This window comes from Okeania sp. SIO2C2, from assembly GCF_010692625.1.
Taxonomy (GTDB): Bacteria; Cyanobacteriota; Cyanobacteriia; order Cyanobacteriales; family Microcoleaceae; genus Okeania; species Okeania hirsuta.
In genome coordinates this window covers 23542-35992 of the sequence record NZ_JAAHGM010000068.1, presented here as the reverse complement: position 1 = coordinate 35992, position 12451 = coordinate 23542, and the positions used below count along the sequence as shown (strand labels likewise).

Sequence of the window (12451 nt, the reverse complement as noted above, 5' to 3'; positions counted from 1 at the left end):
TCAGCATGGAATCAACAGCGCAATCAAATTGCTAGTAAGGTGATTTGGCATTTCTCTACCGACGATGCTAGAGTCAAACTCCAACATCTTTATCCTGTGTTTGAAACTCCCGAATATTGAGAAATCGGCTGTTTTTGACTGTCTATTTTTAGCGATCGCTTATCAGTCCAATAGTCACTTTGGCTGGGGATTCTAATGCACCATTTTAGCTGTGTCGGTCCACTACAACTTTTCCTTCCAACTTTTTACTTTTGACTTGAAAGGCTTTTTTTGAGTTTATCCTACGGATAAGCTCCGCTAAAACTTCGTTCTACCCAACCGATAATTATCTCTGATAAATTTTCTAATCGCTTTGATTTTAACACGAGCTATTTTATAATTTATGGGTAGGTAAAATAAAGCTGCCATAGTAATTCTAATTAATCTATATATTAAAACTAATCTACTTGTATGTTTTTCTAAACTTAGTAGATAACTATATATGCTATGCTCAAGTTTTAATTCGGGATTTTTATTGGTAATGGAAGATGGTTGATGAATTACAGATATTGTTTGAGTAATGACTATTTTATGACCTTGTTTTGCATAGCGTCTACAGAAATCAAAATCTTCATAATATAAAAAATAATCTTCATCAAACTGAGGGCATTTTTCAAATTTTTTGAGGTTAATTAACATACTGCATCCTGTTACCCAATCTGTAATTAATGTTTCTGTGTTGGAGAGAAATTCATTAGCAATTATTTTGCCAGTTTCAGGAATGAATTTTCCGCCACCAAACCAAACTTTTCCTGTGGGTTCGTAGACGGTTGTTCCTAATATGGAAAATTCTGGATTTTTGGCTAAAAAATGATGTGCTTTTTCCAGGCAGTTTGGTAATAAATAAGCGTCGGGATTAATTAACCAAATTATTGCTTGGGGATTTTGATTATAAATCCAATTAAATCCTAAATTACAGGCTTTACCATATCCTAAGTTAGTTTCTGAGTTGATAATAATTGTGGTTTTGTTTTGAAGTTGATAAATAGAACTATCATCGATAGAATTATTGATGATAATAATTTGCTGAAATAGTTGGGGAGTTAATTTAATTGAATTGACTAACTTTTGAATTAATTGAGTGGAATAGTAATTAACTGTTAGGAAGTATATGGAGTTAGTATTTATATGAGTTTCTCCTAATCTATAAGTTCACTTTTGATTTTTGACGTAATCAAGACTTACGCAAAACATGAAATTATATCATGTCCGTTGGTATTGTTTGTGTAAACCTAAGAGTGAATATCTACAGGAAATTTAGGTTTTTCTTGCTCAATAGTCTTCTTCCCTCTTTTCTCTTCCCTCTTCCCTCTTCCCTCTTCCTTCTTCCTTCTTCCTTCTTCCTTACCTTCGCTATACAATACCGATGCTACCGGACATGATATTATACACTATTTGTAGGGATTAACAGCCGTTAACCCCTACTAGATATGGTAGTTCTGCGTAAGTCCTGATGATATTAGTGAATCAGTAACTTAGACTTCATCACAAGCAGCAGAATCAGAATCACCGTTGAGGGAATAATCAAGGCTTTCGGGTTCAACCTCAACAATACCCTGAACAGGGTCGCCGTAGTAAGGACCATCGTTTTCCACATCAGCCCAACCATCCGCAGGGTTACTGAAGTCACGCCAATTCATAACGACATAATCTTCGTCCTCACCACCATAATAGCCACTGTCAGGCTTAATGGGATGCCAGTATTCATAGTCAAAGTCTTGACCACTAATCCAGCTAAAGGTGCCTTCGTCATTCACATCATTGAGGCCAATCCAGAATGGCTCGGCAGTGCCAAATATGCCCCATAGCCAGTCATGTTCGGCTTCATCATTGATGGTAACGAGGTTGCCGTCTACCTCTTGTGCTTCAGCTTGAGCATCAGTCCAAGTGGCAAGTTTGGTTAAGAAGTAAATGTGTCCGTTGTCAGGATTGGTGTAGGTTTCCTTCAGAGAGAGCAAGGACTCAACATTAAGGCTAAAGCGATCGCTCACCTTTCCTCCCTGTCCATCATCTGCAGTTACTACCAAACAAAGAGTACCGATATCGGTTTTAGGAGGAGTACCGCTGAACGTTCCTGTTACCTGGTCAAAGCTTAACCAAGTAGGTAAAGAAGCGCCGTTCGCTAAACTGGCACTAAGGCTAAGTGGATCGTTATCCTCATCGCTAAAGGTTGTCGCGGGGACAGTAAAGTTCAAAGGTTGAGTCACCACTGCGCTTTGATCGCTAACAGGATTAACTACCACAGGAGGATAGTTACCACGCTCAATATTTAGAACAAAACCAGTGTTGACTTTGCCACCGTAGCTATCGTCTGCAGTAACCACCAGTTTAAGGGTTCCCACCTCAGCATTGCTAGGAGTACCACTAAATATTCCTGTAGCAGAGTCAAAGCTCAACCAAGTAGGTAAGGGTTCGCCATTAGCCAAACTTGCAGTTAACCCGAGGGCATCCCCATCTGCATCCTCGAAAGTATTGCTAGGAATAGGGAAATTCCAAGGACGGCGGGAGTAAATCATTTGATCCTCAATGGGATTAACCACTACTGGGATGTCATTTTGAGGGATGACATTCAAGTTAAACGTTCCCGCAATTGGAGTAACTCCATCTTCACCACCATCTGCTAACGTAAAACTAAAGCTATCGGCAATGGTTTCTGAGCCGTCGTGAACGTAGGTGACAAGACCTGCATTCAAATCAGCTTGGGTAAACTGAGTGGCATTTACTCCAGAAACCTGAATACTGCCATGGCTAGGTTTAGCATTCAGAGTGTAGACTAAGTCAGCATCATCGTCATCTGGATCGGTTGCTTTGAGGTTAGCAACTCCGATTGTTACAGATTCTCCTTCATTTACCGTTGCACCATCATTAGTGATGATTGTCGGAGCATCATTCACTGCCGTGAATAGAATATCTACTGGAGTAGAATCTTTTATATTATTAGCAGTTTTACGAGTGATGTTCAGGTGACGGGTATCAGCATTGGGATTGTTAGAAATATTGTTATAAGTGACGCGATCGCTAATGGCTTGTATTACAGCATCTGTAACGGAAGTAGCAGAAACTAAACGCACGTTATCTACAAACAAGCTTGCACCGAGGGCGAGTCCACCAGTTTTATCATAAGTACCACAAACAAATTCAAACTGATACTGACCATCTGCGGGGATGATAGCACTGACAGAATTGAAAGGAACTGTGTCTCCACGTTTAGCGAACAGTTGAGTGCGGTTGTCGTCCCCGGTACCAAGAATTTTGTCGCTACCTGCCTCAATTAAAAAGCCAAAAACTTCGTAGGCATCACTTCCCTGTTGGGCGGAAAAATCAAGGGTGATACTGTCGTCTTTAAAGGCTTCAAAGGAATCACTACGAACATAAGGGCCGTGGAGAGAACCATTGCCTGAGGGACGATTGCTACCACGGGGGTCAGTGATGTTGCCATTACTGACCAGGCGCAAGGTGTAGTTGCCGCTGCGTACAGTTTTGTTGTTAATACTAACGGTGTAGCTAGCCCGAGAGGGGGTAGAAACAATAATATTGCCTGTGCCCGTGCTACCACCACTTTTGGTGAAATCGTAGGCGATGCTTTGACCATTGAGGTTTTGGACAGTACTATAATTTTGTTGAAAGGCTGTCCAGCCAGTCAGATCCCCTGTTTCAAACCCGGCATTTGTCAGGGGACTGGAAAAGCGAATGGTTAAGTCTTTGCCATTAGTTCCATCTTCAGTTTCCAGGACTGAACCAATACGATTAGTACCAGATCCATTACCCAGAAAAATGCTGCCAGAATTATCTACTGAGATTTCTCCTTTGGCAGTGGGGTTGCTGGTGCTAGTCAGGTTTAACTGGTCGTTGGGGGTGCCATTGCTGAGACTAAACCGCAGTTCACCGTCTGCATATTTTAAACCACCTGAAAAGTTGAGGCCGCTGTTAATTTGAATCGGCGGACTACCTTCTATATATGTGACGGTATTGGGTGTGGCCTGAGCTATGCCTGGCCCGACGATCGTTAAGGCGATCGCCATGAAGACTGCTATCAGCGACTTACAAAGTTTCTTGATCACTTTTAAACTCCACTGTTTTCATCAATCAGGAGTAGTCAAGCAAATAAGTTTGATTGAGGCTAAGGACATTTTTTTTCTTTAACTAGCTCAATCGTTACTCTTAAGTTTTTTGACTGTTACGATGATTTGATTACATTTATAGTTAAGAATGTTTTAGGAAAAAAGTCAATAAAAAATTGGGGTGAATTCAGGATTTAAAAATTTAGGTTATACAGTTTATTAAGAATTATGTTCTCATGCAGAAAAGCTTGTGTGAGCTGGAGTATGGGCTTTTTAGCTACAGGCTTTGAGACGCTCACAGGGGAAGGCAGAAAGACGACGAAATGGTTGAATTAATTAAATATGATATGACGGTATTTTTGACTCCAATTTGAGTTCAAATAACATAAATCCTGTATTCTCGATAGACCTGAATTGTTCACCAAATTTAATAGTAAAGTTTTCAATAAATATATTGATTTTGGTAGAGAATTGAGTTAAAAAGTAAGCGATCGCCTAAATTTTTAGAGATGCCACTCAGGGGTTCTATAGAACCCCTAACCGTATCTTTGGACGCGTTATGTGCTTTTGGCTTCCGTCCTCACTCTGAGCGAGCCAGTGGAAATTCAGGAACGAGAATGGGGAAAAAGCGGATGAGACCCCGCGTCGCCCAATAGCAAACCTGGTAGCTTCCCTTGCAGGTAGAAAAATACTCTCATCTCCCCATCTCCCCATTCACGAAAGTCAAAAGTCAAAAGTCAAAAGTTAAAAGTTAAAAGTCAGAAGTTAGAAGTAATATTTTATATCAAATCCATCTCCCCATCTCCCCATCTCCTTCTCTATTTTTAAATAGATCCGTTTAGGGGTTCTATACAACAAAGCCACTCCTAACTAAAGTATGATTATGTTAGTTCTATTTGACTATCATCACCAATCATAAATCGTAATGCTTTAGGACGTTGTGGAGCATTAATTAGTTGGGCACGACGACCGAGTAAACTATCAACAATACGTTGGTGAATTTCAATAATTTTTGCTCCTTGTAATATCACACTATGCTCAATGTCAACATCAATTAAAGTTACATTATCGGCAATACTACTATAAGGACCGATAAAACAATTTTCTAGGTGACAATTATCTCCTATAATCACCGGACCTCGAATACTACAATTAATTAGTTTTGTATTTTCACCAATTTTTACTCGCCCAATAATTTGACTTTGAGAATTTATTTCCCCATTTACTGAATTAGTTAAACGAGTATCTAAAATAATTTGATTAGCACTGAGTAAATCATCTTTTTTACCTGTATCTAACCACCAACCTTCTAAGGTACGTGCTTCAACAGAAATTTCCTGATCTGCACCGGATGTTTGTTGGTCTATTAAATATTGAATAGCATCAGTAATTTCTAATTCTCCTCTAGCTGAAGGTTTGATATTAGCAATGGCATTATGGATTTTATTTGAGAATAAATATATTCCCACCAGTGCCAAATCAGATGGAGGAACTTTCGGTTTTTCTACTAACCCTAAAACTTTTCCCTTTTCATCTACTTTTGCTACACCAAATGCTGTGGGATTAGGTACTTTTCGCAGCAGAATTAAAGCATCTAATTGTTCTTTTTTGAAAGTCTCTAAAAATTGTTCTAGCTGACTCTCAATAATATTATCTCCTAGATACATGATGAAAGGAGAATCTGCCAAAAATGGTTGGGCAATTTTCACAGCATGGGCTAAACCAGCAGGTTGTTCTTGCAGAATATAGGTAATATTAGCTCCAAATTTTTCGCCGTTTCCGGTTAATTCTTGTACTTCTTTTCCCGTTTCTGGACTAATAACAATGCCAATGTCGGTAATACCTGCTGCGATAATACCCTCAATGCCATACCACAAAATAGGTTTATTCGCAACTGGTACTAATTGCTTTGCTCCTGTATAAGTAAGAGGACGTAACCTTGTACCTTTTCCACCAGAGAGAATTAATGCTTTCATGTCAATACTTCCAATTGCGGATTTTCGTTGTAGTTTTTGTTCTTAGGGCTGAATTTTTTCTCACTTTAGCATAAGAAGGAAGAAGGAAGAAGCAAGAGGGAAGAAGGAAGAAGCAAGAGGGAGAAAGGAAGAAGCAAGAAGAAAAAACCATTAGTCAATTAATTGTGACTATTTTGAGAAAGTGATAAATAGGATAAGAAATTTTTTCTGTAGGAAAATTATCTGAAATTTTGCCAAAAAGTTTCACTACTGAAGAGGGGAAAAAATTTCTCGGTGATTAGGGAAAATTTGCCATTAATTAATTCTCGCTATTTTTAGAACATGACACACAGTGTCAGAGATTTTTTCTGGGGAAATTCTGTGAAATTTTGCCAAAAAGTTTCACTACTGAAGAGGGGAAAAAATTTCTCGGTGATTAGGGAAAATTTGCCATTAATTAATTCTCGCTATTTTGGTCAAGTGACAAACAAGATAAGAGATTTTTCTGCGAGAAAATTATGTGAAATTTTGCCAAAAATCTCCACTACTGAAGAGGAGACTAATTTCTCGGTGATTAGGGAAAATTTGCCATTAATTAATTCTCGCTATTTTGGTCCAGTGACAAACAAGATAAGAGATTTTTCTGCGAGAAAATTATGTGAAATTTTGCCCAAAATCTCCACTACTGAAGAGGAGACTAATTTCTCGGTGATTAGGGAAAATTTGCCATTAATTAATTCTCGCTATTTTCAGAACATGACACACAGTGTCAGAGATTTTTTCTGGGGAAATTCTGTGAAATTTTGCCCAAAATCTCTACTACTGAAGAGGGGAAAAAATTTCTCGGTGATTAGGGAAAATTTGCCATTAATTAATTCTCGCTATTTTGGTCCAGTGACAAACAAGATAAGAGATTTTTCTGCGAGAAAATTCTGTGAAATTTTGCCCAAAATCTCTACTACTGAAGAGTAGACTAATTTCTCGCTCATCAAGGAAAATTTGCCATTAATTAATTCTCGCTATTTTGGTCCAGTGACAAACAAGATAAGAGATTTTTCTGCGAGAAAATTCTGTGAAATTTTGCCCAAAATCTCTACTACTGAAGAGGGGAAAAAATTTATTGATTTTCAGAACATGACAAACAGGGTCAGAGATTTTTTCTGTGGGAAAATTATCTATCAATTAATTGTGACTATATAAATAGGATAAGAAATTTTTTCTGCGGGAAAATTATCTGGCATTTTGCCGAACAGCTCCACTACTGAAGAGGAGACAAATTTCTCCCTCATCAGTGAAAATTATACATCAATTAATTCTGACTATTTTGACAAAGTGATCAACAGGATAAGAGATTTTTTCTGTGAGAAAATTATCTGGCATTTTGCCGAACAGCTTTACTACTGAAAGGGGAAAAAATTTATTGCTCATCCGGGAAAATTATCTGGCATTTTGCCAAACAGCTCCACTACTGAAAAGGGAAAAAAATTACCGCTCATCAGGGAAAATTATCCATCAATTAATTCTGGCTATTTTGGCAAAGTGACACACAGGATAAGAAATTTTTTCTGTAAATAATATTTTCAAGGATAGAATAAGACGGTAAAATTCAGAAAAGCTTGAGATTAGCTCAATATAATTATATGAGAATTATATGGCAAGACCACAGCTATAGCACTACAAGAATTGCTTAGGACATTTTTCAATCCTAAAACCCTATTCCCTATTCCCTAGCGCTATATCTAATTTCGGGATAAATATGAAAAATTACTCTTTTTTCAAATCATTAAATACTAAACTTAATTCACAGTCTAGTTTTCTGATTAATAGCATTATTTTCTTAATTGTAGTTTTGATAATTACTCTCATAACATCAATATATTTATCCAATGAACATACAATTTATTGGTGGGACTTTGTGGGATATCAGAACGCAGCAAATAATTTAACAAATTTATTTCGAGCATCACCTCAAAGAGCTATTGATGATATTTTAGGTTCTTTATCTCAACAGAAAAATTATTTGGTTGTGCTGCCGTTAATTCCATTTCTTTATCTGTTTGGTAATCAAAGAATTGTTTATATTTTGAGTATTAATCTGGTCTATTTATTACCATTTAGTTTGCTGGTCGGTTCTATCGCGACAAAATTAATTCCAGTTCCTTCTCGGTGGGTATTTTGGTCAACAGTAGCGATCGCTTTACTAATACCTATGACTTGGAGTCCGAGTTTAAGAGGATATCCCGATATTGGAGCGACTTTATTTATTTTACTGGCGATTTTAATTTACTTACAAAATATTAGATTAACTACTTGGTGGCAAATTCCTGTCATTGGATTATGTTTGGGAATATCTATTGTTTTAAGAAGACATTTTGCTTATAGCGCCATAGCTTTTCTTGCTGCTGTTAGTTGCCAAACTATGATTAACTTTTTGACTACTTTCAACTCTGTCAATAATTCCTGGAAAAGACTTTTAGAAAGTGCCATAAAAATTAGTCTGATTTCTCTCAGTAGCTTCCTGACTATATCAATTTTTGCTTGGGGTTTTATCCAAAGTTCTTTGACAGAAAATTATCGAACTCTCTATGCTGCTTGGAGTTTATCAATACCTGATATATTTTGGCGTTATGCCTGTTTTTATGGATTAATAACTTTACTGTTAGTAGCTATCGGATTTTCTGTGGGTATTCTGACAAAATCTTTAATTCCATCTACTACTATTTTTCTCTTATTATTCGGAATCTTTTCTTTAGCTGAATGGTTGATTTTACTGCGCTATGGCAATATTCATTACTCTCTACATTTCACGCCCATAATAGTTTTAGGATTAGCTTCATTTACCTGGACGACTATTAATATTTTTCGAGACAAAACTAGATTAATCATTTTAAGTATTACCGGAATATTGTTACTTGGAAATTTTATCTTTGGCATAACTACAATTGGCAAATTTAATAATTCCCTACGACCATTATTTGCCACTAATTTTTCTCCATTAATTCGTTCCGACTATGATGAAGTTTTACGTTTGAGCGATTATCTAAGTAAATTAGCAAAAAATCAAGAATTAGTATATGTAGCTGCTTCCTCAAATCTATTTAATGCCAATATTATTAGAAATGCTAACCGGATAATTAATCCTGAAACTTGGCCGAATTTAAGAGCAATAAGTAAACCACATATTGACACCCGCGACACTTACCCATTGCCAGAATTATTAGAAGCACAATATATAGTTATTGCTCACCCATTTCAGAAAGTATTATTAACTGATGAACAAGTTTTAAAACCAGGGCAACAAGACTTAGTTAAATTTGTCTATGATGCCTTTACTCAAAATTTTCCCATTGCTCAAGATTTCCAAAAATTGCCAGAAGAATTTATCTTAGATGGTGGAATTACTGTCAGTTTTTATCAAAGATTTCGCCCTACTTCTGTGGCAACTGCTGTACAAACTTTATCAGGAGTACAAAAACAAATTCCTCAACGTCCAGGTAGACAGTTAGACTGGATGAGTTTAAATCAATCTCCTTATATTACTTATAATTATTCGGCAGTTATTCAAACTTCTGAAAATGCTTATAAATTAATGACAGACCCTGCGGATACTACTAAACAAACCTCTAAATATTTTCTCTATTTAGGGCAAATATCCGAATCAGTAAAAATTACTGGTAAACTGAATTTTCTGAATCAAGAATGTGATGGTTTGTCTCTTGCGTTTTCTTCTTTAGATGAGCAAGGAAATTTGCTTGATACAACTGCCAATAATTATTTTCCTGGAGATTTGTCTGACTTGAATTTTTCACTCCCTGGTAACAATTCGGTTTATTTACTTCTGGAAAATATGACTATTGATAGGGATGAATTAACAGATAAATGTGGATGGGTAATCAATAATCTTATTGTTGATGAGTAGAGCAAATTTTCTGGAGATAACTACTGATAATTATTTGCCTGGGGTTGGTTCTAATTTAACTTTTTATCTTCCAAAATTTATACTTTTTTAGTGTAAAAGTTTCTGTCTTTCTGTAGAACCCATTTGGTATCTTTTACATTGATTTTCCTTCCTATAACCTGAGCGATCAATCGCGTTTCATGTGCGTAGCAAAGTGGAACGGAGTTCTATCGCTGAAAAACTATACTATTTTTAGTTGAATAAAAAGTCATGTGTATAGGCCAGCAACCCCATTTAATCTTTAGAATATCAGAAAAATTGTGAGGATGCAACCGAAAATCCTTTGAGGCGCATTTTTTCAGGAGCTTAAGATAATGAAGATATTGGTAGTTTTCCATTATTGAGTGATGGATGGAAAATTTTGATGAGGGAAAACAAACATTTCTTGAGAGTTGCTGAAGTAGTTTTCCATTATTGAGTGATGGATGGAAAATTTTGATGAGGGAAAACAAACATTTCTTGAGAGCTGCTGAAAATGAAAATACTTCTGCCTACTGGAAAAATTCCTGAATACCTAGTTGTTTCTGAGTGGGGAAATTTAGTTGAATAAAAAACAAACCCGCACAAATGTACTATCGTGATATTCGCTTTAATGAGAGTGAACTTAAAGCTAGAATACCCAAAACTATTAAACTTAAGTTAAAGATGTGTACTCTAGTAATCTACTCTCTAAATATTAATTTAATTTATAAAAAAAAAGCAAAAATACTTTTACTTAATTTTCATCAAAATTTCCAAAAAACATATTTTGTAAAAAGCTGCTTAATTTTTTCCTGATAGTTAGTAAATAGTTAATAATAATTTAGGCCAAAACCAAGGAATTAGGCGATCGCTATATTTATCCCATCTATTAATATCCCAAATAAAAATATTCTAATAGGATAAAAATATGAACAAGCTGCAAGGTTGTGTAATTATTTTGTTTAACAGTTCTCAGCAAATTTTACTCGTGCTTAGAGATAATAAAGATTCTATTCCTTTTCCTAATACTTGGAATTTATTAGGAGGATTTATTGAAAATGGTGAACTTCCTGAACAATGTATATGCAGAGAAATAAGGGAAGAAATCGAAATTGAATTAACAGATATTAACTTTTTTCAAAAGTACAATATTTATGATAGAGAACATTACGTTTTCTGGAAGCAAATAGATTTAGATTTAAAGTACATTCAACTTAATGAAGGTCAGCGTTTAGCTTATTTTAGTAAAGATGAATTAGACCAAAATCAACTGGCATTTCAATGTAACAAGATTTTGAATGATTTTTTTGTCCAGGTGTTATGGCCTAAATTTGGTAGGTAGAAAAATAATATGTACGGCAGGAAAAAACTATAGCACTATACTTATGTAGAAAATTTACCCCGAAAATAGGTAAATGATTTGCAAATTCCCAAATCTCACTCCTGTTGCTTCCTTGCGGAAAAGATAATAGTGCTTTGAAAATCTCTCTATTGCTAGAAGAGTCTTTCCAAAGTTAGGGAAAAAACTATAGCACTATATTTATGTAGAAAATTTACCCCGAAAATAGGTAAATGATTTGCAAATTCCCAAATCTCACTCCTGTTGCTTCCTTGCGGAAAAGATAATAGTGCTTTGAAAATCTCTCTATTGCTAGAAGAGTCTTTCCAAAGTTAGGGAAAAAACTATAGCACTATATTTATGTAGAAAATTTACCCCGAAAATAGGTAAATGATTTGCAAATTCCCAAATCTCACTCCTGTTGCTTCCTTGCGGAAAAGATAATAGTGCTTTGAAAATCTCTCTATTGCTAGAAGAGTCTTTCCAAAGTTAGGGAAAAAACTATAGCACTATATTTATGTAGAAAATTTACCCCGAAAATAGGTAAATGATTTGCAAATTCCCAAATCTCACTCCTGTTGCTTCCTTGCGGAAAAGATAATAGTGCTTTGAAAATCTCTCTATTGCTAGAAGAGTCTTTCCAAAGTTAGGGAAAAAACTATAGCACTATATTTATGTAGAAAATTTACCCCGAAAATAGGTAAATGATTTGCAAATCAAAAACCTAACTACCCTACCCTCCTTCCTTACAAAAGAATGGTACTTTGAAAACTTCTCTATTCGGAGGTCATAGAGTAGAGGTTTTTCTAGATTTTTTGACTGTACAAATATCCTTTTAAAAAATATTCTACTAACGCAATGCGCGGATTAATTTTATTGCTGAGTGGGCAATCGCACAAATAACAATAGAACTTCCTAATGCTCCAGCAAGAATTAAACCAGCATCACTATTTTCAATTGCCAGGTCGGCAACTTTATAAATTAAATTAATAGGAGTCACTTCCTGGGTTTCGATACAACTTGGGAATGTTTTATTTTCTTGAGTAGAGTTATTTTCCATTTTTATTCTCCGGTATTTTTCAAAACTGATTATTTATTGGGAGATATCTAATACCAAATCTCAAAAGTATTGCTACAT

8 protein-coding genes are annotated in these 12451 nt (G+C 35.8%); 3 read left to right on the top strand and 5 right to left on the bottom strand.

The window, feature by feature from the left end; genetic code table 11:
* Positions 1–297: 297 nt before the first annotated feature.
* The 4 genes from F6K18_RS30730 to F6K18_RS30715 form a co-directional block, all read right to left on the bottom strand.
* Positions 298–1152, bottom strand: coding sequence for a glycosyltransferase family 2 protein (locus tag F6K18_RS30730; RefSeq protein WP_287526590.1), 855 nt, complete (start codon positions 1150–1152; stop codon positions 298–300).
* Between the two features lie 119 nt (positions 1153–1271).
* Entirely contained in the window at positions 1272–1400 is a 129-nt protein-coding gene (locus F6K18_RS30725) for a hypothetical protein (protein ID WP_287526588.1), read from the bottom strand.
* A gap of 114 nt (positions 1401–1514) precedes the next feature.
* On the bottom strand, positions 1515–4100 hold the full coding sequence (locus tag F6K18_RS30720; RefSeq protein WP_287526587.1) for a putative Ig domain-containing protein: 2586 nt from the start codon (positions 4098–4100) through the stop codon (positions 1515–1517).
* Between the two features lie 881 nt (positions 4101–4981).
* On the bottom strand, positions 4982–6076 hold the full coding sequence (locus F6K18_RS30715) for a glucose-1-phosphate thymidylyltransferase (protein ID WP_287526586.1): 1095 nt from the start codon (positions 6074–6076) through the stop codon (positions 4982–4984).
* Between the two features lie 321 nt (positions 6077–6397).
* Here F6K18_RS30715 and F6K18_RS30710 point away from each other — a divergent pair, with 321 nt between their 5' ends.
* The 3 genes from F6K18_RS30710 (at position 6398) to F6K18_RS30700 (ending at position 11316) form a co-directional block, all read left to right on the top strand.
* Positions 6398–7027 (top strand): hypothetical protein, encoded by a 630-nt coding sequence (locus F6K18_RS30710; protein ID WP_287526584.1) that lies wholly within the window; start codon positions 6398–6400, stop codon positions 7025–7027.
* Between the two features lie 784 nt (positions 7028–7811).
* Positions 7812–9974, top strand: a complete 2163-nt coding sequence (locus F6K18_RS30705) for a hypothetical protein (protein WP_287526583.1) — start codon at positions 7812–7814, stop codon at positions 9972–9974.
* A gap of 928 nt (positions 9975–10902) precedes the next feature.
* Positions 10903–11316 (top strand): NUDIX domain-containing protein, encoded by a 414-nt coding sequence (locus F6K18_RS30700; protein ID WP_287526582.1) that lies wholly within the window; start codon positions 10903–10905, stop codon positions 11314–11316.
* Between the two features lie 847 nt (positions 11317–12163).
* Here the strand turns inward: F6K18_RS30700 and F6K18_RS30695 are convergent.
* Positions 12164–12373 carry a hypothetical protein gene (locus tag F6K18_RS30695; RefSeq protein WP_287526581.1) on the bottom strand — a complete coding sequence of 70 codons (210 nt, stop codon included), beginning with the start codon at positions 12371–12373 and terminating at the stop codon, positions 12164–12166.
* Positions 12374–12451: the final 78 nt, after the last annotated feature.